This is a genomic window from Micromonospora sp. ATA51, assembly GCF_016802855.1.
In the GTDB taxonomy this organism is placed as follows: Bacteria; Actinomycetota; Actinomycetes; order Mycobacteriales; family Micromonosporaceae; genus Micromonospora; species Micromonospora sicca.
In genome coordinates this window covers 17,163-40,088 of the sequence record NZ_JAEVHJ010000024.1, presented here as the reverse complement: position 1 = coordinate 40,088, position 22,926 = coordinate 17,163, and the positions used below count along the sequence as shown (strand labels likewise).

General features: G+C 73.0%; 15 protein-coding genes and 2 pseudogenes. 11 read left to right on the top strand and 6 right to left on the bottom strand.

Annotation, left to right across the window (positions count from 1 at the left end):
- Positions 1-127: 127 nt before the first annotated feature.
- A pseudogene (locus tag JNW87_RS06820) lies at positions 128-1,344 on the bottom strand (low temperature requirement protein A).
- A gap of 636 nt (positions 1,345-1,980) precedes the next feature.
- Between JNW87_RS06820 and JNW87_RS06815 the strand changes: the two are divergent.
- Both JNW87_RS06815 and JNW87_RS06810 read left to right on the top strand, forming a co-directional pair.
- Positions 1,981-3,000 carry a zinc-binding dehydrogenase gene (locus JNW87_RS06815; RefSeq protein ID WP_109802579.1) on the top strand — a complete coding sequence of 340 codons (1,020 nt, stop codon included), beginning with the start codon at positions 1,981-1,983 and terminating at the stop codon, positions 2,998-3,000.
- 77 nt (positions 3,001-3,077) lie between these two features.
- A complete protein-coding gene (locus tag JNW87_RS06810; RefSeq protein WP_109802578.1) occupies positions 3,078-3,461 on the top strand; it encodes a cupin domain-containing protein in 384 nt (127 codons plus the stop codon).
- Positions 3,462-3,463: 2 nt separating this feature from the next.
- Here JNW87_RS06810 and JNW87_RS06805 read toward each other — a convergent pair whose 3' ends face one another.
- Positions 3,464-3,889, bottom strand: coding sequence for a GNAT family N-acetyltransferase (locus tag JNW87_RS06805; protein ID WP_238453311.1), 426 nt, complete (start codon positions 3,887-3,889; stop codon positions 3,464-3,466).
- 155 nt (positions 3,890-4,044) lie between these two features.
- On the opposite strand from JNW87_RS06805, the gene JNW87_RS06800 reads away from it, so the two are divergent.
- Positions 4,045-5,967: an MFS transporter gene (locus tag JNW87_RS06800; RefSeq protein WP_238453310.1), complete on the top strand. Its 1,923-nt coding sequence runs from the start codon at positions 4,045-4,047 to the stop codon at positions 5,965-5,967.
- Here JNW87_RS06800 and JNW87_RS06795 read toward each other — a convergent pair.
- Positions 5,939-6,091, bottom strand: coding sequence for a hypothetical protein (locus tag JNW87_RS06795; protein ID WP_161557868.1), 153 nt, complete (start codon positions 6,089-6,091; stop codon positions 5,939-5,941). The two genes, JNW87_RS06800 and JNW87_RS06795, sit on opposite strands and share 29 nt — an antisense overlap.
- A gap of 191 nt (positions 6,092-6,282) precedes the next feature.
- On the opposite strand from JNW87_RS06795, the gene JNW87_RS06790 reads away from it, so the two are divergent.
- Together JNW87_RS06790 and JNW87_RS06785 are read left to right on the top strand one after the other, a co-directional pair.
- Positions 6,283-7,773: an NCS2 family permease gene (locus JNW87_RS06790; RefSeq protein WP_109802575.1), complete on the top strand. Its 1,491-nt coding sequence runs from the start codon at positions 6,283-6,285 to the stop codon at positions 7,771-7,773.
- 318 nt (positions 7,774-8,091) lie between these two features.
- Positions 8,092-8,889 (top strand): alpha/beta fold hydrolase, encoded by a 798-nt coding sequence (locus tag JNW87_RS06785; protein WP_109802574.1) that lies wholly within the window; start codon positions 8,092-8,094, stop codon positions 8,887-8,889.
- Between the two features lie 42 nt (positions 8,890-8,931).
- Here the strand turns inward: JNW87_RS06785 and JNW87_RS06780 are convergent, their stop codons facing one another.
- Positions 8,932-9,867 carry an aminoglycoside phosphotransferase family protein gene (locus JNW87_RS06780; protein WP_109802582.1) on the bottom strand — a complete coding sequence of 312 codons (936 nt, stop codon included), beginning with the start codon at positions 9,865-9,867 and terminating at the stop codon, positions 8,932-8,934.
- Positions 9,868-9,948: 81 nt separating this feature from the next.
- Here JNW87_RS06780 and JNW87_RS06775 point away from each other — a divergent pair, with 81 nt between their 5' ends.
- Positions 9,949-10,335: a hypothetical protein gene (locus JNW87_RS06775; RefSeq protein ID WP_236647982.1), complete on the top strand. Its 387-nt coding sequence runs from the start codon at positions 9,949-9,951 to the stop codon at positions 10,333-10,335.
- A 70-nt stretch (positions 10,336-10,405) separates the two neighbouring features.
- A complete protein-coding gene (locus JNW87_RS06770) occupies positions 10,406-11,557 on the top strand; it encodes a polysaccharide pyruvyl transferase family protein (RefSeq protein ID WP_109802573.1) in 1,152 nt (383 codons plus the stop codon).
- Between the two features lie 25 nt (positions 11,558-11,582).
- Here the strand turns inward: JNW87_RS06770 and JNW87_RS06765 are convergent.
- A pseudogene (locus tag JNW87_RS06765) lies at positions 11,583-11,788 on the bottom strand (hypothetical protein).
- Here JNW87_RS06765 and JNW87_RS06760 point away from each other — a divergent pair.
- On the top strand, positions 11,782-11,919 hold the full coding sequence (locus JNW87_RS06760; RefSeq protein ID WP_238453313.1) for a hypothetical protein: 138 nt from the start codon (positions 11,782-11,784) through the stop codon (positions 11,917-11,919). The pseudogene JNW87_RS06765 and the gene JNW87_RS06760 sit on opposite strands and share 7 nt — an antisense overlap.
- A 12-nt stretch (positions 11,920-11,931) precedes the next feature.
- Here the strand turns inward: JNW87_RS06760 and JNW87_RS06755 are convergent, their stop codons facing one another.
- Positions 11,932-12,804, bottom strand: coding sequence for a carbohydrate kinase family protein (locus JNW87_RS06755; protein ID WP_109802571.1), 873 nt, complete (start codon positions 12,802-12,804; stop codon positions 11,932-11,934).
- A 402-nt stretch (positions 12,805-13,206) separates the two neighbouring features.
- Between JNW87_RS06755 and JNW87_RS06750 the strand changes: the two genes are divergently transcribed.
- From JNW87_RS06750 to JNW87_RS06740, 3 genes are read left to right on the top strand one after another with little or no spacing between them, the layout of a single operon-like run.
- Entirely contained in the window at positions 13,207-20,418 is a 7,212-nt protein-coding gene (locus JNW87_RS06750) for a calcium-binding protein (protein ID WP_238453309.1), read from the top strand.
- The gene (locus JNW87_RS06745) at positions 20,415-21,422 is read left to right on the top strand and encodes a calcium-binding protein (RefSeq protein ID WP_238453308.1); all 1,008 of its coding nucleotides are present in this window, start codon (positions 20,415-20,417) and stop codon (positions 21,420-21,422) included. Before JNW87_RS06750 ends, JNW87_RS06745 begins: the two co-directional genes overlap by 4 nt.
- Before the next feature lie 40 nt (positions 21,423-21,462).
- Positions 21,463-22,881, top strand: coding sequence for a calcium-binding protein (locus JNW87_RS06740; RefSeq protein ID WP_238453307.1), 1,419 nt, complete (start codon positions 21,463-21,465; stop codon positions 22,879-22,881).
- The last annotated feature ends 45 nt before the right edge of the window (positions 22,882-22,926 follow it).

Genomic DNA, 22,926 nt, shown 5'->3' with positions numbered 1-22,926 from the left:
TCGACCACCACGTCGACGACTACATCGCCCGCGCACGACTCAAAACCGCAGCCTGAAAACCTGACTCAGTTGTTCAGATTCTCGAACCCAAGGATCTAGCGCAGTCCGCACGGCCAATTCAGGCGACCTAGTGCGCCGGGGAGGGGGCTTCGGGGGGACGGCCGGCAGCGTGGCGGGCGTCGGCGAGGGCGACGGCGAGCAGGACGAGCGCGGCCACGACCGTAGCGGCCAGCGGTGGGGCGAAATGCAGGGGGACGGCGGCGACCGCCAGGGCGGCGATGGCGACGACCCGGCGGATGGAAAGCCGGTCGAACACGACGCGTTCCAGACGGATGCGGCCGTAGAGGAACAGTGCTGGACCGCCGAGGATCGCGACGAGCCACGCCGGCTCGGGCCGGCCGTTCGGGTGTTTCAGCACGATCTCGAAGCCGACGGCGGCGGCGACGATGCCCATCACCATGACGACGTGGGCAGTGCCGGTGGCGCGGCCGGCGGCTTCCCTGTCCCCCGCCGCGGCGACGGCTTCGGCGAGGACGTGGCCGGAGCGGTAGAAGTAGATGCGCCACAGCAGCACCGTCGACAGGAACGCCACCACGAGCCCCGCCGCGGTCGCCGCGGTGACCGCTGGTAGGTCAGCGTGGCGCCGACGGCGAGCACGGTTTCCCCGAGGGCGATCATCAGGAACTGCTGGTAGCGCTCGGGCAGGTGGTGACCGCTGTCCATGGCCCACGCACTGACCGGCCGCCGGGCCATCCCCGGTACCGGCCAGCGCAGCTGCGCGGCGGCGATGTCAACGGTCACGGCGGCCCCCCACAGGGCGGCCCGGGCGCCGCCACTGACGGCCGCGCCGACGAACCAGATCACCGCCGAGGCCGCGCACCACAGCACCGACCGGCGGTAAAGCTGCCGCAGGGGGTGTCCGCGCAGCGCAGGCATCAGGATGAGCGGCCGGCCGCACAGCAGGATCACGTACGGCAGCACGAACGCCCACCCGCGGCCGACGAACGCGTACGGCAGCGACGTCGACATGACCAGCAGCCCGAAGGCACTGGCCAGTACGATCCACTGGATCTTGCGGCGGCGGGGGTCGAACCAGCTGGTGATGTGCGCGGTCGTGATCCACAACCAGATCAGCGGCAGCGCCAGCACCAGCAGGTAGGTCATCGCCCGCCACCGGACGACAAGGTCTTCGCTGACGATGTCCCGCGCGACCCGGCTGACCACCCCGGCCAGGGCGAACACCAACGCCAGGTCGATGAACAGTTCCAGGAAGTTGGCCTGCCGCACGTCCTCGCGACGTTGCAACAGGTCCTGACCCTGTCCACCGCCTTCCCGATGCCCCATACCGGTCATCCTCGCCCGCACAACCCCGGCTGACCGTGGGGTTGGACGTCGTATACCCGGAGGGAAGGCACCCCACCGGTGACCGCCAACGGCAGCAGGGCTGGGTTATCGCCGAGCTGACGGCACCGGATGACAGCCGATGGCAGCAGACGATGCGCGGCAACGGCGTTCGGGAGGAAGAAGCCGATGGTCCAGCCGAATCCTCGACGAGTCAGCAGGAAGTCAGCGAACGGCGTGATGCGCAACCGACATCAACCGCCGCAGACGGCGCGACACGGAGGGCCGACCACGAGGAACGACACCGGCTGGCACTGGCCGACAACGTTCACAGACCGAACTACGTCGAATCCGTAGTGAAAGTCAGTGCCATTTATGTTTGGGCAATCGACGTGGAAAGTGCTGTTCGAGACTGCTCGAAAGGAACCACAGGAAGCGGGAGACCCACCTGGAACCGCGCTCACTGCTGGTCCTCTGGTAGCTGGGGGGGTTCTGGCAGTACCTGTAACGACAGGCTCTCCCTCACCGCCGTCGCCGCCGCTTTGATGGTTGTTGCCCGGGTACGACATACGCCGAGCGGGGATAGTGAACCCACGCCCCGGGCGCAACCGCGAGACGACATGTGAAAAGGAAATGCCCATGCGAGCAACGTTGATGTACGGCGCCGGTGACGTGCGGGTGGAGGAGATCGCCGACCCGGTGCTGCAGCAGCCGACCGACGCGATCGTACGGGTCGTGCGCACCTGTGTCTGCGGCAGCGACCTGCACCCCTACCACAACGTGCCAGCCGCTGAGGACGGGACGCAGATGGGCCATGAGTTCCTCGGCGTCGTCGAGGACCTCGGCCCGGAGGTGACCGGGCTGAAGAAGGGCGACCTGGCGGTGGCGTCCTTCGCCTTCCAGGACAACACCTGCGACTTCTGCCGCGAGGGTGTGCAGGCCTCCTGCCGCCACGGCGGGTTCTTCAACACCGCGCAGGCCGAGTTCGTCCGCGTCCCGCAGGCGGCCGGCACCCTGGTCAAGCTGCCGGTCGGGGAGGACTCCGCGCTGCTGCCGTCGCTGCTCACCCTCGCGGACGTCTACGGCACCGGCTACCACGCCGCCAAGCGCGCCGACGTCAACCCGCGCACCACCGTCACCGTGATCGGTGACGGGGCGGTCGGCCTGCTCGCGGTGCTCTCGGCCAGGCAGCTCGGCGCCGAGCGGATCATCCTGATGGGCCGGCACAAGGCGCGCACCGACCTCGGCCGCGAGTTCGGCGCCACCGACGTCGTCGCCGAGCGAGGCGAGGAGGGCATCGCCAGGGTGCGTGAGCTGACCGGCGGCGACGGCACCCACACGGTGCTTGAGGCGGTCGGCTACCAGGAGGCCTACGAGCAGGCGCTCGGCGTGGTCCGCGCCGGCGGCGTGATCAGCCGGGTGGGCGTCCCGCAGTACGACGAGGGACCGATCGGCTGGGGCATGTTCGGGCGCAACCTCACCCTCACCGGCGGGCCCGCCCCGGTCCGCGCCTACATCGACCAGCTGCTGCCCGACGTCCTCGACGGCCGGGTCGAACCCGGCAAGGTCTTCGACCGCACCGTCAGCCTCGACGAGGTGCCCGACGGATACCGCGCGATGGACCGCCGCGAGGCCCTCAAGGTCCTGGTCCGTCCCTGACCGGTCCCGCGCGTCGAAAAGTCCTACGCGCCGCACCTGCCGACCGGCTTCTGAACCACATCGACAAGGAGGCACCCGTGGAAGTTCTGCCCAAGCAGCCGTCCGCCAAGGGACCGGCCGAGATGTTCACCGGCGACGTCTGGTTCGACGTCATCGCAAAGGGCGAGGAGCCCTCACGGATGCGGGTCAACACCGTCCGCTTCGCCCCGGGCGCCCGCACGGCCTGGCACCGCCACGCCGTCGGTCAGACGCTGCACGTCACCGAGGGCGTCGGCCTGATCCAGTCGCGTGGCGGCGAGGTCGTCGAGATCCGGCCCGGTGACACCATCCACACCCCGCCCGGCGAGTGGCACTGGCACGGCGCCGGCCCCGACGACTTCATGACCCACCTGGCGATGTGGGAGGCCCCGGCGCCCGGCTCCGGGCCGGAGACGGAGTGGGGAGACCACGTCGCGGGTTAGCCTCACCCGCCCGAGGACGGTGCGGTGCCCGGGTCGGAAAGTCGGCGCCGGTACCGCACACCGGGACGTCCGTCGAGGACGATGTCCCCGACCGGGGTGAACCCGGTGCGTCCCAGCACCGCCATGGACGCCGGGTTGTCCCGGGTGGTGACCGCGGTGAGCGCGGAGAGCCCGTACGCCGTGGCGGCCAGCCGGCACACCTCCTCGACCGCCGCCGTCGCCACGCCGCGACCGGTGGCGCGCTCACCGATCCGGTAGCCCAGCTCCGCCGTGCCGTCCTCGACGTCCACGAGGTTGACCCGGCCGATCAGGGCTCCCCGGTCGTCCAGGACGACGTGGAAGTGGATCGAGCCGGCGTCCTGCTCGGCCAGCAGGGCGCGGTGCCGGGCGGCGAACTCGGCGAAGTAGTCGTCCCCCCGATCCGGCACGACCGGGCGAACCACTCCCGGTTCGCCCGCTCGAAGGCCAGGAGAACCGGCGCGTGGTCGGCCCGCAGCCGCTCCAACCTGATCACGCCGGACAGCCTACGTACCGACGACCACCGGGCCGCGACGGAGCCGCCGGACGCACTACCGTCGCCGGGATGACGCGACTGTTCGGCCAGCCCGGGTACGCGCGCTTCTGGGCGGCCGACACGGTCTCCACGTTCGGGACGTACCTGACCACGGTGGCCCTGCCGATCATCGCCATCGTCGCCTTCGACGCGACCGACGCCGAGGTGGGACTCGTCAACGGCGCCCGCTGGACGCCGTACCTGCTGTTCGGGCTGCTGGCCGGGGTGGTGGCCGACCGGTACCGGCGCCGGCCGATCCTGGTGGCCGCCGACGTCGCCCGCGCGGTGCTGCTGACCCTGATCGCGACGCTCGCGCTGCTCGGGGCGTTGAGCGTGCCCGCGCTGATGGTCCTCGTCGCCGCGTTCGGCGCGCTGTCGCTGCTCTACGAGGCCGCCCACCAGTCCTACCTGCCCCGACTCGTGCCCACCGCGGCGCTCACCAGGGCGAACGCCCGGATGGAACAGAGCGCGTCGCTGGCGCAGACCACCGGCCCGTTGTTCGGCGGGTCGCTGGTGGCGGCGGTGAGCGCGCCCGTGGCCCTGCTGGTCGACGCGGTGTCGTACCTGGTCTCCGGCCTGCTGCTGGCGACGATCCGGGGGGATGAGCCGGCCCCGCACCCGGGTCGCCGCCACCTCGGCCACGAACTGCGCGAGGGGCTCGCCTGGGTGTACCGGCACCCGGTGCTGGCGCCGTACGCCCTCACCCTGCACGCGCGCTTCCTCTTCGCCAGCCTGGCGTCGACCGTCCTCACGCTCTTCGTCGTACGCGGCCTGGATCCCGGACTGCCCGCGGACCGGGCGGCGTTCGGCCTCGGCGTGGTGCTGGCCGTCGGCGGCGTCGGGGCGGTGGCCGGCAACTCGCTGTCCGACCTCGCGGGCCGGTGGGGCGCCGGCCGCGCCATCATGCTGGAGCGGGTGGTCGAGCCGCTGGGCTGGAGTCTGGTGGCCCTCGCCGCGGCGGGGACCGCAGGCTGGGTGATGGTGGGCGCTGCCCAGTTCGTCATCTGGTTCGCCCTGGGGATCAGCGGGCCCAACGAGATGGGCTACCGGCAGGCGGTCACGCCCGACCGGTTGCAGGGCCGGATGAACGGCACCATCCGCTCGCTCAACTGGGGCATGCTGACCGTCGGCGCGCCGGTCGGCGGGCTGCTCGCCCAGCACCTCGGCTACCGGCCGGCGATCTGGGTCGGCGTGGCCGGCATGGCGGTCGCGGCCGCCGTCGCCGCGTTCTCCCCGCTGCGTACGGCCCGGCACCCCGGGCCGCGCCGGAGCCGGCGCCGAGCCCGGTGGCCGTGGACTGACCACCCGCGTGCCCCACGGTCGGGCCCGCTTCCCGGGCGGTCCGGCGGGTCAGGGCGTGGTGGGTTCGCACTCCGCCGTGTACGTGTCGAAGGCGACGGTGACGGTGCCGTCGGCGTTGACGGTGGTGTGGTTCGTGATCCGGATCGACGCGTCGTTGCCCGGCCCGGGCCCCACGATCCGGAACACCAGTTGCTGGGTGGAGGTGATCGGCAGCGACCCGGATCCCTGGTCGTAGACGAAGAGGTTGACCCGGGTGCTGACGTACCGGTCCCCGGTCGTCGCACCGATGCCGTGCACGTTCGACTGGGTCTCGACGATGTGCACGTGGAACCCGCCGGTCTCGTCGACGGTCACGTGGTACACCTCGGAGATCGTGCCGTCGAAGTCGACGACCTCGCCGAGGCCGCCGTTGGCGCAGGGCAGGACGACGGAGAGGTCCAGCGGGGCCCGGAGGATCCGGGTCGTCGTCTCCGCGGCGTACGCCGGCGCCGGCCCGGCCACGAGGACCAGCGACGGCGCGAGCAGCGCCACCGCCGAGGCGAGCCCGGCCCTACCGGTGGACCTGATCTTGTGCATGGCGATCGTCCTTCCGCGCGGACGCCCCGGTCACGACCGACCGGAATCACTCCGGAATCTGCTCGGGGTGGGTGAGGGTGTCAATGCCGTGCGCGTGTCGCGGCGGGCCGACGGGGGCCGGCGGGCCCACCCGCGGGCCGCTCCGGTCGACGGTGACCTTGCCCACCCCCGCCGCGAAGCACGCGTAGGGGCAGGTCATCCGGCGTCACCCGGCGGTTAAGGTGGTGGGGCGAAGTCGCTCCCCGACCGGGTGCGGCTTCGTAGTGCTTCACGGGATCCGTGGAGCCCAGCCGTTCCGACGTTCTCCGGGCCAACCGCTCCGGGACGGCTGCACCCCCACGCCTGACCGGCACGTCCGGCGGGCCAACCCGGAACGGAGTAAGCCACGCCATGAGCGTGACTACGCAGGATCCTGCTGTCCCGGCCGAGCCGACGGAACCCGCCGAGCGCGGCCGTCTCGACCGCTTCTTCGAGATCACCCGGCGGGGCTCGACAGTCAAGCGCGAGGTGCTCGCCGGGCTGACCACCTTCGCGACGATGGCCTACATCGTCGTGCTCAACCCCCTCATCATCGGCACCGCGCCGGACGCCGACGGCAAGCTGCTCGGCATCGCGCCGGTCGCCGGGGTCACCGCCCTCGTCGCGGCGGTGATGACCATCCTGATGGGCGTCGTCGGCCGGGTGCCGTTCGCGGTGGCGACCGGCCTGGGCCTCAACGCCTTCGTCGCGTACGCCGTCGCCTCGCAGATGACCTGGGCCGAGGCGATGGGCCTGGTCGTCATCGAGGGTCTGATCATCACGGTGCTGGTGCTGACCGGTTTCCGGAAGGCCGTGTTCCGGGCCATCCCCGGCGAGCTGAAGGCGGCCATCGCCGCCGGCATCGGCCTGTTCATCGCGCTGATCGGCTTCGTCGACGGCGGTCTCGTCCGCCGGATGCCGGACGCCGCCGGCACGACGGTGCCGGTGCAGCTCGGCGGCGACGGCACGCTGCGCGGCTGGACCACCGTGGTCTTCCTGGTCGGCCTGCTGGTCACCGGCATCCTGGTCGCCCGCAAGGTGAAGGCCGGCATCCTGATCGGCATCGTGGCGACCACGGTCGTCGCCGTGATCGTCAACGCGCTCACCAAGCCGGGCCCGGCGTTCGTCGACGGCAAGCCGAACCCGACCGGATGGCAGCTCAACGTGCCGACCCTGCCCGACCCGCTGATCAAGGCGCCCGACCTGCACCTGCTCGGCAACGTGTCGTTCACGGCGTTTGCGCACGTCGGCGTGATGACCGCCGTGCTGCTGGTCTTCACCCTCGTCCTCGCCGACTTCTTCGACGTGATGGGCACGACGGTGGGCCTGGCGAAGCAGGCCGGCCTGGCCACCGCCGACGGCACCGACATGCCGCGGCTGGGCAAGGTGCTCTTCGTCGACGGTGTCGCCGCGGTCGCCGGCGGCGCGGGCAGCGCCTCCTCGGCCACCACGTACGTGGAGTCGTCCTCGGGCATCGCGGACGGCGGCCGTACCGGTCTGACCAGCGTGGTCACCGGTCTGCTGTTCCTCGGCGCGCTGCTGCTCACCCCGCTGGTGTCGCTGGTGCCCAGCGAGGCCGCCGGTCCGGCGCTGGTCGTCGTCGGCGCGCTGATGATCCGTCAGGTCAAGGACATCGACTTCACGGACGTCGGGGTGGCGGTCCCGGCGTTCCTGACCATGACGCTGATGCCGTTCACCTACTCGATCACCAACGGCATCGGCGCCGGCTTCGTCAGCTGGGTGGCGATCCGGGTGGCGCAGGGCAAGGCCCGGCAGATCCATCCGCTGATGTGGGCGGTCGCGGTCGCGTTCGTGTTCTACTTCGGCATCAACCTGGTCAAGGCCGTCACCGGCGTCAGCTGACCGGCACCGACGCGCCCCCGCCGCCTCCGGCCCGAGGCAGCGGGGGCGCGCCGTGTCCGGCCCCCGGCGGTATGGTCCCAGGACGCGGCACACCGTTACGGCATCGTCCCCTCGCGCGCCGCCGCGGCTACACCACCGAGGGCCCTGGTGGCCTTCGCCCTCGCCGCCCCGGACCTCGTCGCGGAGCTCGTCGTCGGAGAGGATGACATTCTGACCCTCCAGCGCCGATGAGTTCGCCGCGTCGTCGGCGTTACATCGGGTGCGCCCCGTCGACGGCGGTGGTCGCGCGACGGGTCGACGAACGACGGAGGAGTCAGGGTGAGTTACGCGGACGTCAACGGGGTGCGTCTCTGGTACGAGGTCCACGGCACGGGCCGCCCGCTGGTGCTGCTGCACGGCGGATACGGCGCGGTGGAGATGTTCGCCCCGATCCTCCCCGCCCTCGCCGAGCGCCGGCAGGTCATCTTGGTCGACCTCCAAGGCCACGGGCGGACCGCCGACGTGGACCGGCCGCTGCGCTTCGAGTCGATGGCCGCCGACATCGCGGCGCTGATCCGGCACCTCGACCTGCCCGAGACGGACCTGCTCGGCTACTCCCTCGGCGGCGGGGTGGCGCTGCGGACCGCGATCCAGCACCCCGGGCTCGTCCGCCGGCTGGCCCTGGTCTCGGTGCCCTGCAGGCGGCAGGGTTGGTATCCGGAGGTGCTGGCCGCGATGGCGGCGCAGGACGAGCGGGTCGCCGAGCAGATGCGCGGCACCCCGCCGCACGAGCTGTACTCCCGTGTCGCCCCGCGTCCGGAGGACTGGCCGAACCTCTGGGTCAAGACCGGTGACCTGCTCCGCCAGGAGTACGACTGGTCGGCCGAGGTGGCGGCGCTCGCTATGCCGGTGCTGCTGGTCTTCGCCGACGCCGACTCGATCCCGGTCACCCACATGGCGGAGTTCTTCGGGCTGCTCGGCGGTGGTCACCGGGACGCCGGCTGGGACGGCTCGGACCGGCCCGCCGCCCGGCTGGCCGTGCTGCCCGGCCTGACCCACTACGACATCGTCACCGCACCGGCGCTGCCCGCCGCCGTGCTGCCCTTCCTCACCCACGAGGTCCGGGCGACGAGCTGACCTCCTGCCCGCGCCCGATGCCGCCACCCCCCGCCGGGGATCTCAGCCGAGGCGCGCCGCGAGCCAGGGCAGCAGCGCGTCGCCCTGCGCCCGCTGGAACGCCCGGACCGTCGGGATGCCGGGCGGCGGCGGCTGCCGGGCGCTGTCGAGGAAAAAGCCGGCGAGGCCGGCCAGCACCCCGGTCAGCGCGGCCGGATCCACCCCGGCGGTCAGCGGCAGGTCGCGCAGCAGCGCCTCGGTGTCGTGGCCGCCGTACAGCCGGACGTTGACCAGCAGGAGCAGGGTGTCCAACCAGGACGGCCCCCGGCAGGCCCACGGCCAGTCCACCACGCTGACCGCGCCGTCCGGCCCGACCAGCAGGTTGTCGGCGCGGACGTCCAGATGGCACAGCGTGTCGCCGGCCAGCGCGGCGAGCCCCCGGTCCGCCGCCGCGCACAGCTCGGACAGGTGCGCGTGGGCCCACGGCGGCAGGTCGGCCGGCGGGTCCGCCGCGATCCGCCGCCAGCCGGCGAAGTCGTACCCGAGCTGCTCGGCCGCGGTGGGCACCGCCGTAACCGGCGTCGGGGTCAGCGCGGCGGCCATGGTCGCCAGCGTGGTGAGCACGGTCGCCAGTTCGGTGGCGAGCCAGGGCGTCGCCGGGTGCCGGCCCTCGACGTCGGTGAAGACCAGGGCCACCCACTCGCCGTCGTCGTGGCCGCCGAGCAGCCGGGGCGTCGGCGCGTACGGCGGGAGCGCGGCGGCGATCCGCGCCTCCGCGCGGTGCAGGTGCGGGCTGCGGTCGTTCTGCGCGGGGCTGACCGCCTTGACGAAGGCCCGCCGGCCGCCGGCGGTGCGGACCCGGTCGGCGGTGCCGGGGGAGTACCCGCCCGGTTGGGACACCGCCTCGACGACCCGGTCGCCGAGGATCTCCTCGACCGTGGCCCGGACGTCGGCCGGCAGGTCGGCCCAGCCGATCCGGGTCTTCGTCGCGCTCGTCATCCCTCCACGGTCGGTCCGACCGGGCCGCCGGGGCAAGCCCATTACCGGCTCGGCGCCCTCGGCGAGCGGATCTTCGACCGGATGGCCCCCGACCCGGCGGTCCTGGCCCGGCTCGGCAGCCGGGAGCCGTCCCTGGAGCTGGTGACCGACTACCTCCGATACATCGTGGAGCGGACCACCCAGGAGCTCGAGCTCACCCGGGCGCTGTTCGAGCTGCGGCTGGCGGCGTCCCGTCGGCCCGAGCTGCGCCGGGCGCTCGGGGACGTGCTCCGCCGGGGGTACGCCGACGACGTCGCGTGCCAGGTCGCGGCCGGACTGCCCGGCGGCGCCTTCGAGGTCGCCCTGCTCCACTACGCCGTGGACGGGCTGCTGCTGGACCTGCTCACCACCTCGGTCGACGCCGGCTTCGACCCCGACCAGGTGGTTTCCGCCCTGGTGTCCCGCCTGGTCGGCGCGGCGGCGGGCTGACAACTCGCCCAGGTATGTCCACCGGCGCAACGGGAAACCGGCCCGAGACGCACCTGGGGAGGAGCGACGGATGACGGATGCCGCCGGACTGACGATCGGCTTGCTCGGCTCGTACGGTGGCCGCAACCTCGGCGACGAGGCGATCCTCAGCGGACTCCTGGCCGACCTGCGGCAGCAGGAGCCGAACGCCCGGATCATCGTCTTCTCCCGCAACCCGGCGCACACCGCCCTGGCCCACCCGGACGTGGAGGCGGTGGCCTGGGAGGGCGTCAGCCGCGCCGACTCGTCGGTGACCCTGTCCGAGCTGGACCTGCTCATCCTGGGCGGCGGCGGCATCCTCTACGACCGGGAGGCCCGGCGCTACCTGCGGGTGGTCCGGGTCGCCCAGGAGCGCGGCCTGCCCCTGCTCACGTACGCGGTGGGGGTGGGGCCGCTCAGCGACGGGGTCGACACCACCATGGTCCGGGAGACCCTGGCCGGGGCGACCGAGGTGACCGTGCGGGACCAGGAGTCCCGGATGGTGCTCGAGGAGGCCGGCCTGGTGAACCCGATCACCGTCACCGCCGACCCGGCGTTCCTGCTCGAACCGGAGGACTTCCCGGAGAGCTGGCTCCGCGACGAGGGGGTCCCGGCAGGCAAACGGCTCGTCGGGTTGAGCGTCCGCGAGCCGGGCCGGGCCGCGGAACGCCTCGACGTGGACGGCTACCACCGGCTGCTTGCCCAGATCAGCGACTTCCTGGTGCACCGGATCGACGCGTACGTGCTGTTCGTGCCGATGGAACGCGACGACATCCGGCACTCGCACGGCGTGATGTCGCACATGGTGGCCGCCGAGCGGGGCCGAGTCCTGCACGGCGACTACTCGCCCCGGCAGGTGCTCGGGCTGATGCGGCACTTCGACCTCGCGGTCGGCATGCGGCTGCACTTCCTGATCTTCGCGGCCATGGTGGGTACGCCGTTCCTGCCGCTGCCGTACGCCGGAAAGGTCTTCGACCTGGCCCAGCGGCTCGGGGTGCCGGCGCTGCGCGGCGTCGAACGGGAGGTGGAGGGCCCGCTGCTGGCCGAGGTGGACCGGCTGTGGGACGAGCGGGAGATCCGGGCGGAGGAGACGGCGCGGCGGGTGGCCGAGGTGTGCGAGCAGGCCCGCGGCACCTCCCAGGTCACCCGTGGGGTGTTGGAGAGCATCCGCTCCCGGCGCCTGACCCGGGTCAAGGCGGCCTGAACCGGCCCGGTGCCCCACCGGCCGGTCAGACCGCCGGCCCCCGCCAGGTGTAGACCCACGGCCGCCCGCCCGGTCGTCCGACTCCAGCTCGTAGATCTGCGCCTCGGCCAGCCCTTCCGGGCCGAGGTGGTGGTGGGTCAGCGGCGGGCGGCCGTTGTCGTCCAGCTCGACGGTGATGGTCTCGCCGTCGGCCGTGCCGCCCACCAGGGGGATCTGCACCGTGGATGCCATGGGCCCATCCTGCCCCGGACCCCGGTGACCCGCAGCGGATAGCGGGGCAGCGGGCCGGCCGCCGCCGGGACTACCGTCCGGGGATGACAGCCCTCCGCGAGCTGACCGACGGCGAGACCGGGGCGCTCTGAGCGGCTGCCGGCCTACTGGCAGGGCAGCAGGCCGGGCGGGTACTCCATCCCGTCGTGGGTGCAGGCGGCGGCGGCGACCCGGGCGGCATACCCGGCCGCGTCGGGCAGGGTGGCGCCGCGCAGCCGGGCGGCGATCAGACCGGCGGCGAAGGCGTCGCCCGCGCCGTTGCTGTCGACCACCGGGCCGGGCGGAACCGTCGCGGGCACCGGTACCGGCGGACCGTCCGCCGGGTGCAGGGTCGCGCCTGCCTCCCCGCCGGTCACCAGCACGGTCCGGGGCGCCAGCTCGACCGCGAGCTTCCCGGCGCGGCCACCGAGGCGGACGCCGCTGACGAAGACCAGGTCCGCCGCGTCGGCGAAGGGGCGGTGGTACGGGTTGTCCCCGTCCCAGTCGTGCAGGTCGGTGGAGAGCCGTACGCCGTCGGCGAGCCCGGCGCGCAGGACCGGTAGCGCGTCGCGTGCCCAATCCATGATCGACACATGCACGTGGGCCGCGTCCCGGACCAGCGCGGTGAGCGCGTCCGGCGGGAACGGCGGCGGCCCCTGCCAGGGCCGCGGATCGTAGAGGGACATCCGCCGGCCGCCCGCGTCGACCAGGTTGACCGAGCGGCGGGTGCCGGCCGGGGCGTCGGCGAGCACGGCGTGCACCGAGGTGCGGGCCAGCGCCGCCCGGACCACGTCCCCGGCCGGGTCGGCACCCAGCACGTCCACCAGGGCCACCCGCAGGCCAAGCGCGTGCGCGGCGAGCGCCACCCCGGCGCCGGTGTTGCCGATCCGCAGCTCGATGGGGGGCACGGTCAGCGAGTCGGCGGCCGGCAGCGGGAGCGCGGGCACCCGGACCCGCACATCGACCCCCAGGCCGCCGATCACGAGCAGATCGAACATGGCGCCGACAGTAGCCGCCCGGGGCCGCCTATCCTTGCCCCGGGCGTCGACGAGGGGGAGTGCGTGCTGGTCATCCACGGGGTGTGGCTGTCCGGCGTCGGGCTCGCCGTCTGGGCCGAGGACACCACGCTGCCGGCGCGGGCGCCGCGCCGGCAGCAGCGCGCCGGCCGGTGGAGCGGTGGTCCGTTGCGAACCCTGACGCAAGGGGCTGACGGGCACGCGACAGCGTGCGGTCTGACCGCACGCACAGTGTGCGGGAACCCACCGGCTCCCCGGTCTCGACCGTTCGGCCTGACGCAGTGTCACCAAGTCGACACAGTTGTTGTGAGCCATCTCCGCGATCGATGTGCTGGCGCGGAACCCGCGCCGTCGGTGACGGCCATCGGATGAACGAGGTGGCTCATGGTGGCTCTACGAAGGCTGCTCGCCGCGGCGATCGCGACGGTGGTGACGGCGGCGATGGCTCTGGTGTGGACGGCGGCGCCCGCCCACGCCGACGAGGCGTGGGAGACCGCGCTGAAGAGCCTGATGTCCCGCACCGCCGGGTGGTCCGAGGACGGCCTGTCCCGGGTCGGGCTGCTCGGCCAGCCGCTGCCGCTGCTCGGCGTCAGCCCCGGCGCGCTGGTGGACGCCGACAAGCTCACCCGGAAGGCGTCCGACGCCCTGGCCAGCGGCCTCACCAAGGACGACGTGGACCTCGGCGGCGGCGTCCGGCTGACCAGCTCGGTGACCGCCAGCGGTGGGGACCACCTACTGGACGTGCTGCTGACCACGAAACGCGAGGTCGCCGACAAGGACCTGACCGTCGGCGGGGTGACCCTCGCCAAGGCGGTCACCGTCACCGGCTGGGCCACCCTGCACCTGCGGGCCCGGCACACCGCCGCCGGGGAGACCTACCTGGTCCGGGACGGCGACACCCCGCGCCTCGACATCGACGCGGCGGCCCGGCTGCGCGCCGACCTGGACAAGGCCACCGCGTCGATGGGCATCCTCGGCGTCACGCTCACCGCCGGCAGCACGTTGACCGCCCGTACCCACGTCAAGGTCACCCTCACCGATCCGAACGGCGACGGCCGGCTGGCCTTCGACACCGCCGCCGGCGCGGGCACCGGTGAACTCGGTGCGGCCGGCTCCCTGGCCGGCCTGGTCCAGGTCGCCCTGGACGGTTCCGGCGGCGGCCGGATCTCGGACACCGAGACCGAGCCCGGTCCCGGATCGGTGCACGCCGTGGTCAACCTGGGCGCGGCCACCACGGGCGCGCCCTTCGCCCTGCCGGCCGTCGCGGCGACCGTCAAGGTCGACTGGAACGACATCTCCGTCGGTACGCCGACGGTGACCACCACCGGGCTGGACGAGACGATCGCCAAGTTCCGCAACATGAGCCCGCTGGACCTGGCCTCCGGACTGGCCCAGCTCGCCACCCTGCTCGGCGGGGTGCAGCAGAGCGGGCCGGCCGGCAACCTCAGCCTGCCGTTCCTGCGCGGCACCTTCGCCGACGCGGTCAAGGTCAACGAGAAGCTCGCCGACTTCCTCAAGAAGTACGTCCACCCGAAGCCGGACGACCCGCAGTTCGACCCCGCCTCGGACGACCCGGCGCTGGCCGGCCAGCCGAAGTTCAGCTCCATCCAGGAGTTGGTGGCGCTGCTCGCCGCCGAGGGTCTGCCCGTGGACAACCTCGCCTTCGCCGGCGACAAGCTGGTCTTCCGGGTCAAGCTGGAGCGGGAGTCCACGGTGGAGGTGCCGCTGGACCCGGGGGCCGCCTCGCTCTCCGGCCGCGGCGCCACCTTCACGGCCAACGGGTTCAGCGTCGGCAGCAACCGGTTCACCGCCGGTGAGCTGGTCGGGCAGCGGGTGGTGGCCGGCACCTCCGCCGGGACCGTCTCCGCGAACACCGCCAACTCGGTCACCCTGGCCCAGAACTGGATCGGCGGCCAACCGACCAACGACAGCGTGTGGGTGATCAGCGGCTCCAGCCCGAACACCGGCGCGGTCGAGCTGGCCGGCGCCCTCACAAACCCGGTCGACGGCAACAAGAAGGTCGGCCTGCGGGCGGCCAACGCCCAGGCCAGCTTCGCCAAGGTCAAGCCGCGCTACAGCGCCGCCGTCACGCTGGTCCTCGACCTGCGCGACGACCTGGGCAGCCCGGCCGCCAACGCCGACCGGGTGCTGCTGCGCACCGATCCGGCGACGCCGCTGTTCACCGCCGACTTCCCGATCACCACCGGGGTCGACTTCTACGCCACCGCCGGCTTCCTCAAGGTCAAGCTCGGCGGCGACCTCACCGTCGGCCCGGCCGCCGCCGGGGAACGGATGCTCCAGGTCAGCTTCAAGCAGGCGCAGGACGTCAGCCTCGGCACCTTCTTCCAGCGGTTGCAGTCCGAGCCCGCCGCCCTGCTCGCCGCCTCCTCCTCGGTGAAGACCACCGGCCAGGTCAAGGTCAGCGTCCCCGGCGACACCGGCGCGCTCGGCCAGGGCATCGGGGTCGACGTCAGCTGGAAGGCCGGCGAGCAGCCGGTGGTGAACACCTCCGGGCTGTCCGGGCTCTTCGCCGTGGACTTCGACCCGGATGACCCGAAGGCGCTCTTCGCGGTGGTGGTCGAGGCGCTGCGGCTGGTCAACGCGGCGCTGTCCCAGCCCGACGGCGGCAGCGGACCGCTGAACAAGGAGATCCCGCTGCTCGGCCGCTCCGCCCGCCAGCTGCTCGGCGCCGACGAGAGCGGCGTCGGCAAGGACGTCACGTTCGTCGCCGACGGGAGCAACTTCCTGCTCAAGGACGGCACGCGCAGCGGGGACGCCGCATTCGACCCGCGGCTCGCCGGGCGGACCGTGGTGATCGGCAGCCAGGCGTACCGGGTGCTGGACCGGGTCGACGGGCAGACGCTGCGGATCGACGCGGCGGGCACGCCGAAGCCCGAGGACGGTTCGGCGTACGCGCTGCGACCCGAGCTGGCCGACGCGCTGGACCGGCTGCTCGCCGCGCCCCCGGACAACCTGCAGGACGCCCTCGACGGGCTGAACAACGCCATCGGCGCGGGCAGCGGGGTCAGCTTCACCCTGGACCAGCGCGCGGGTGGACCGTTCCTGCGGATCGGGCTGGACTGGAAGCGGAACTTCCAGACCGGCGGGCCGCTCGCCTTCGCCTGGGACGGCGCCCGCGACCTGATCAGCCTGGACAGCTCCGGCACCTTCGCCCTCGACGTCGATGCCCGCGCCAAGCTGGGCCTGCTGCTGCCGCTGCGGCTGGACGCCGCGCCGCTGCTGGACCACACCTCCTCGGCCAGCGTCACCGTCTCCGGCGGGGTGACCGACGGCGCGATCGCCGCCCGGGTCGGCCCGCTCGCCCTCAACCTGGGCAAGGACCCGGACTTCGCCACCGTGAAGGCCAACCTCAGCGTCGGGCTCGGCGGCCTCACCGAGGACGGACCGATCAGCGGCCTGTTCGGGGTGACCCCGCAGTTCACCACCGCGGGCGTCGACTGCGGCGGCGGGACCGGCGGCGACACGGTGCCGATCTGCGCCCGCGCCCCGCTGTTCGTCGACAACTGCGAGCCGGCCGACGCCACCAACCTGCTCACCTTCACCATGGGCCTGGACCTGACGGCCACCGCGAACACCCCGGACCTCGCCTCCTGCTTCGCCAACCTGACCATGAAGCTCACCGACTTCAACGTCGGCATCGACGGCTACCTGGCCAAGGTGGAGGAGGCGCTGCGGCTGGCCAGCTTCGACGGCAAGCTGCCCCTGGTCGGCGACGACCTGCAACAGGGCCAGAAGTTCGTGGCGCAGCTCCGCGAGGACGTCAAGGCCGCGATCGGCCCGGTGCTGGCCAACGCCACGCTGGACAGCGCCGGCCTGCAGGCCGCCCTCGACGATGTGCTCAAGGAGCTCGACCCGGGCGTGAGCGCGGTGGTCGGCTGCCGCACCGGGGTGGCCGAGCCCTGCCAGCCGGAGGACTTCCGGTCGATCCGGATCAAGCTCACCACCTCCCGGGGCGCGCCTTCGGCGGCGGACGGCTGCAAGGACGCCGGCGACAGCAACAAGTGCCTCGGCGTCAACGTGCCGCTCGATCTGGGCATCCCCGGCCTGTCCCTGAAGGCGAAGAAGGGCGCCCCCGACGGCATCCGGGCCGCGCTCGGCTGGAAGCTGCACCTGGACCTGGTGCTCGACCGGGACGAGGGCTTCTACGTCCCCACCCACGACGGGGACACCACGCCAGAGGTGCAGATCGGCGCCCAGTTCGACACCACCGGGGACCTCGCCGCCCAGCTCGCCTTCATCCAGGTCAACGCCACCAAGCAGGGCACCGACCCGCTGGTGAAGGCGTACTTCGGCATCGACCTGAAGGGCGCGCCGGGGGAGAAGAGCTGCTTCGACCCGGCGGTCACCGCCGACTGCACCGCGGACGCCGACGCCAAGCTCACGCTCGCCGAATTCGGCGACCTGGGCGCGCTGCTCGCCACCGACCTCACCGCCAAGGTCAACATCGACTGGAACTTGGCGGCGGTGTTGAACACCGGCGACGAGGTGGGCTCCGCGCTGCCCGGCATCAGCGCCCGCTTCGGGCTCAAGTGGGGCCTGGCACACAAGCAGGGCGGGCTGACCGCGACGGGCAACGGTGTCAGCACGCCGTTGCAGGTCACCTTCACCGACATCGCGCTGGACGCCGGCGCCTTCTTCGACAAGATCCTCAAGCCGGTGGTGGAGAAGCTCAAGGCCGTCACCGGCCCGCTGCAGCCCGTCATCGACACCCTCTACGCGCCGATTCCGGTGCTGTCGGACCTCTCCAAGGCCACCGGCGGACCGGACATCACCCTGGTCTGGCTCGCCAAGACGTTCAGCACCCTCAACGACGGCCCGAAGCTCGACTTCATCGACACCGTCCGCGCGGTGATCACCTTCGTGAACCGGATACCCGACTGCGACGCCGGCTGCTCCATCCCGCTCGGCCAGTTCCTGGTCGACCCGGCCAGGGCGCTCACCACCGAGGTGTCGCCAGCCTCGGCGGAGAGCCTGATCAAGCGGGACGACCCGTTCACCCGGGCGAAGTCGGCGGCCGAGGTCAAGTCGGCGGTGGACACCGCCGCCGGCGACGACGGGGAGAAGCTCTTCACCCCGTCGGCCGACGGCAGGTCCAACGCGCAGAAGACCGGGTTCAGCTTCCCGATCTTCGACAACCCGGGCTCCCTGTTCGGGCTGCTGATGGGGCAGGACGTGGAGCTGGTCAGCTTCGACTCCGGCCCGCTCGCGCTGGGCTTCAGCTGGCGGCAGTCGTTCGGGCCGGTCTACGCCCCGCCGCCGGTGCTGATCACCCTCGCCGGCAGCGCCTCGGTGACCGCCCGGTTCATCGCCGGACTGGACACCGCGGGCATCCGGCACGCGATCGAGGCCGCCAACGACGGCACCGCGATCGACGCGGTCAGCCTCCTCGACGGGCTCTACTTCAAGACCGCCGACAGCAGCGGCAAGCCCGTCCCGGTGGTCACCCTGCGCGGCGAGATCGCCGCCGGGGCCGAGGTGAGCGTGCTGATCGTCAAGGCCGGCATCCAGGGCGGCATCCGGCTGACCGTGGGCTTCAGCTGGAACGACCCGAACAACGACGGCAAGTTCCGCACCAGCGAGTTCCTCCAGGCGCTGCTGGTGAACCCGGTCTGCCTCTTCACCACCAGCGGGCAGCTGTCGGTCTTCCTCAAGGTCTACATCACCATCGACCTGTTCCTGTTCTCCAAGACCTTCGACTTCACCCTGGTCGACGCGACCCTGCTCGACTTCCGGGCGCAACCGGACTGCAAACCCAAGCCACCGGAGCTCGGCGGCACGGTCGGGGACACGCTGGTGGTCTTCGCCGGCAAGTTCGGCAAGAAGGAGCAGCGCGGGGACAAGGCCTGGGACAACGGCTCCGGCACCTACGCCGGTGACGTGATCAAGGTGTACGCCCTGCACTACGCCGAGGCGGGCGCCGAGGGCGCCAGCGACGACTTCGACGGCTTCGCCGTCGAGGCCCTCGGCCGCAAGCAGGAGTTCCTCGACCCGAACCTGACCCGGGTGGTCGTCGACGGGCGGGGCTACCAGGTCGCCGACCCGGACAAGACGTCCATGTCGGTGCTCCTGCTCGGCGACGGCGACACCAGCGGCGACGGCACCAAGACCTCCGCCTTCGACAAGACCGCGGTGGTGCTCGGCTCCGACGGCAAGGACCAGATCCGCACCGGCACCGGACCGGCCTACGTGGACGGACGCGGCGGGAACGACGTCATCGTCACCACCGAGGCCGCCGGCGCCGTCAGCCGGGTCGCCGGCGGACCCGGCCAGGACACCGTCACCACCGGCGACGGCAACGACGTGGTGGCCGGCGACAGCGGCCTCGGCGGCAGCAACCGCGCGGCCACCACCGTGCACACCTCGGTCGGCGACACCAGCCTCACCGGGCTGATCGACTGGACCACGCTGACCGACCCCACCGGCGACCCGGCCGGCGCCGTGGACCACGTCACCGTCGGCCACGGCACCAACCGGGTCTACGGCAACGGCGGCGACGACGTGCTCGGCGTGGTCCTCGACGACCGGCCGAGCGGGAAGAACGTCCTCGTCGGCGGTCCGGGCGGGGACACCGTCAACGGTGGCAAGAACGACGACACCATCCACACGTACGACACCACCGTGCCGGCCGACGCCGACCAGGCCGGCAGCGGCGACGCCGGGCTGACCAACCGGGTCGACACCGGGGCAGGTCAGGACACCGTGCACGGCAGCGCCGGCACCGACCTGGTCGTCTCCCACTCCGCCAACGGCCAGACCGGCAGGGTGTACGGCTACGGCGGCGACGACGTGCTGGTGGGTGGCTACGGCACCGACGAGCTGTTCGGCGGGCCCGACGAGGACTACGTGATCGCCGAACCGTCGGCGATCGGGGAGCCGGGCGGCTCCGACGGCTACGGCCCGTTCCGGCAGGTCACCCACGATCCCCTGCCGACCGGCACGCAGTCGCAGACGAAGCTGCTGGTCGGCGGCCTCGGCAGCGACCACGTGATCGGCGGCGACGGCGGGGCGACGGTCTTCGGCGACCGGCACCTGCCCGCCGAGACCTGCGCCGACGCCACCCTCGCGGGCGGCCAGCCGGCCCCCGCCGACCAGGGCGCGGCCGACCTCATCCTCGGCGGCGCCGGGGCCGAGATCGTCTCCGCCGGCAGCGGCGCCGACCGGGCCGACCTCGGCGGCGGCGACGACCGCGCCTGCGGTCAGCTCGGCGACGACACCCTGCACCTGGGCGGCGGCGCCGACCGGGTCTGGGGCGCGGCCGGCGTCGACCAGCTGCACGGCGACGACGGTGCCGACCTGCTCTTCGGCAACGCCGGTGACGACGGCCTCTACGGCGGCGCCGGCGTGGACACCGCCGAGGGCAACGAGGGCGCCGACCAGGTCTTCGGCGGCCCCGACGCCGACGTGCTCTACGGCGGTGGCCGCGCCGCCGGGGTGAGCGACGGCCGGGACCTCCTCTACGGCGAGGACGGCGTCGACCGGATCGTCGGCGACAACGGCACCCCGCGCATCGGGGACGTCGGGCCGTACCCGCTGGACCTGGCCGGTGACGTCCCCGGCGCGGCGCCGGGGACGTGATCTCCGGCGGCGCGGACGCCGACGTCGCGTACGGCGGCCTGGGCGACGACCGGATCAACGGTGACGCCGGGGACGACCAGCTCGAGGGGAACAACGGCGCCGACCTGGTCCACGGTGACCTCGGCAGGGACGAGATCGTCGGCGGCTCCGGGCAGGAGCCCGCCGCCGGCACCGGCCGCCCCGACGTCGGCGACGAGCTGTACGGCGACGCCGACACCGACCTGATCGCCGGGGACAACGCCCGGTTCACGCCGGCCACCGCCGACGCGACCCGGGTCACCCAGGGCCGGGCCGGTCCGCCGCGCAAGGTCACCCTGCTCGACCTCGGGTTCACCCCGGCGGCCGGCACCAGCGGCGGTGACCTCATCTCCGGTGGGGACGCCGACGACGTGATCCTCGGCCAGGGCGGACCGGACCGGGTGCACGCCGACGCGGGCGCGGACTTCGCCGAGGGTGGCCCCGGCTCGGACTGGGTCGAGGGCGACGCCGGCGACGACGACCTCGTCGGCGGCTCCAGCACCGCGTACGACGGGACCGGCGCGACCACCAGCGGCCAGCCGGACACCGCGGACGCCCTCTTCGGCGGACCCGGTTCCGACGCGGTCATCGGCGACAACGGCGCGGTGCTGCGCCCGCTCACCGGTGAGCAGCCGACCTCGGTGACCGTCCGGCTCGGCGCCGACGGCGCACCGTTCGGCCCGCGGATCGTGGTGCTGCTGGACCGGGCGGCGGTCACCGCCAACCGGTACGGCGCGGACCGGATCAGCGGCGGCGACGGCGTCGACACCCTCTGGGGCCAGGACGGCGACGACGCGCTGACCGGCGACGGGAACGGCGACTACCTGGAGGGCAACGGCGGCGCGGACGTGCTGCGCGGCGACATCGCCCTCGCCGCGGCGGGCCGTGCCACGGTCGCCCCGCTGCCGACCCGGGCTGGCCGGGTGACCCGGCCGCCGCGGCCGACCTGGTCGGAACCGGCGCGCCGGCCGGGCAGGACGACCTGATCGGCGCAGCTCAGCGGCCGGCTTCCGGGACACCGTCGACGTGGTCGAGGGCAACGGCGGCGACGACGTGCTCCTCGGCGACAACGGCTCGCTGCTGCGTACCGTGACCACGGTCGACGGGAAGTCCGCCGAGCGGGTCTACACCGAGCGGTACCCGACCGGTGCGGTGCCGGCGGACGCCACGGCGGCGCGGACCCACGACCCGGCGCTGCCGGGGCCGTCCACCCGGTTCTGCACCACCGCCCAGCCCACCTGCGAGCCGGCCGGCGCGTTCGGCAACGACCAGCTCTACGGCGACGCCGGCAACGACGGGGTGTGGGGCCAGGACGGCGACGACACCATCCGGGGCGGGGACGGCGACGACGACCTCTTCGGTGAGCTGGGCGTCGACACCCTCTACGGCGACGACGGCCGGGACGCCATCCTCGGCGACCGGGGCGGCGTGGTGAACCAGTACCTCAACGCCGACGACGTGGCGGCGCTGGGCTTCACCGCCACCCTGTCGTCGGTGCCGCAGGAGACGTACACCGGGTTCCGGGCCGGCGGCTACGACCGGCGGGTGGACCTGCTGCACGACACCGACGGCGACGCCTGGATCGGCGACCCCACCTCGGCGCCCATGCCGTACGCCGGGCTGACCGCCGGCGCGGGTGACTTCATCCGCGGCGGCGCCGGGGCGGACAACATCCACGGCGGCTTCGGCGACGACGTCGCCAACGGCGACAGCGGCGGCGACGAACTGTTCGGCTCGGAGGGCTCCGACGTGCTGTGGGGCGGCAAGGGCTGCGACCCGGTGCTCGACGCGGCCGAGCCGCAGTGCCAGGTCGACGGTGTCTTCAGCGCCGCCGCCCGGGGGGACCGCGACCAGTACGTGGATCACCTGTTCGGCGGCGCCGGAACGACCAGCGGACCGGCGGCGGACGCGGTGCTCGGCTCCGACCTGCTGGACTTCCGGCCGCGCGGCTCGTACCCGGACGACTGCGCCGCCGGGGCCTGGCCGCAGACCACCGCCGCGGGGACCGTCGACCCGTGCCGCTGGTTCGAGATGACGAACCTGGACAACGACGTCCTGGCCGACAACCAGCACCACCACGGCACCGACTGGATCTACGGCGGCTGGGACCGGGACGTGCTCCAGGGCGACGTCACGGCGAACGGCCCGAACAACGGTGACCGGCTCTTCGACTGGAACGGCGCGTACAACCTGTACACCCACTGCAACGCCGCGTACGGCGGATTCAACGACATCCGCCAGCACAGCCCGGCGATGCAGGACTTCCTCACCAGGCTGGCCTGGGCCACCGGCGCGGGTCGCACCCCGTCCGATGTGACCACCGCGGGCACCTCGGCCTTCCTGGAGCTGTCCTACGTCTATCCGAGGGACAACCGGGAGCAGGGCGCCGGGGCGGCCTATCCGAGCACCCCGGGGCACTTCGACGAGCCCTCCTGCACCGACTGACACCGCCACCCGAACCAACGCCCGGCTCCCCGTGGTGGGGGCCGG

Coding starts and splice junctions, on each gene's coding strand:
- JNW87_RS06815 (WP_109802579.1), top strand. CDS start 1,981: ATGCGAGCAACGTTGATGTACGGCGCCGGTGACGTGCGGGTGGAGGAG.
- JNW87_RS06800 (WP_238453310.1), top strand. CDS start 4,045: ATGACGCGACTGTTCGGCCAGCCCGGGTACGCGCGCTTCTGGGCGGCC.
- JNW87_RS06795 (WP_161557868.1), bottom strand. CDS start 6,091: ATGACCTGCCCCTACGCGTGCTTCGCGGCGGGGGTGGGCAAGGTCACC.
- JNW87_RS06790 (WP_109802575.1), top strand. CDS start 6,283: ATGAGCGTGACTACGCAGGATCCTGCTGTCCCGGCCGAGCCGACGGAA.
- JNW87_RS06780 (WP_109802582.1), bottom strand. CDS start 9,867: ATGACGAGCGCGACGAAGACCCGGATCGGCTGGGCCGACCTGCCGGCC.
- JNW87_RS06775 (WP_236647982.1), top strand. CDS start 9,949: ATGGCCCCCGACCCGGCGGTCCTGGCCCGGCTCGGCAGCCGGGAGCCG.
- JNW87_RS06770 (WP_109802573.1), top strand. CDS start 10,406: ATGACGGATGCCGCCGGACTGACGATCGGCTTGCTCGGCTCGTACGGT.
- JNW87_RS06760 (WP_238453313.1), top strand. CDS start 11,782: ATGCCATGGGCCCATCCTGCCCCGGACCCCGGTGACCCGCAGCGGATA.
- JNW87_RS06755 (WP_109802571.1), bottom strand. CDS start 12,804: ATGTTCGATCTGCTCGTGATCGGCGGCCTGGGGGTCGATGTGCGGGTC.
- JNW87_RS06750 (WP_238453309.1), top strand. CDS start 13,207: ATGGTGGCTCTACGAAGGCTGCTCGCCGCGGCGATCGCGACGGTGGTG.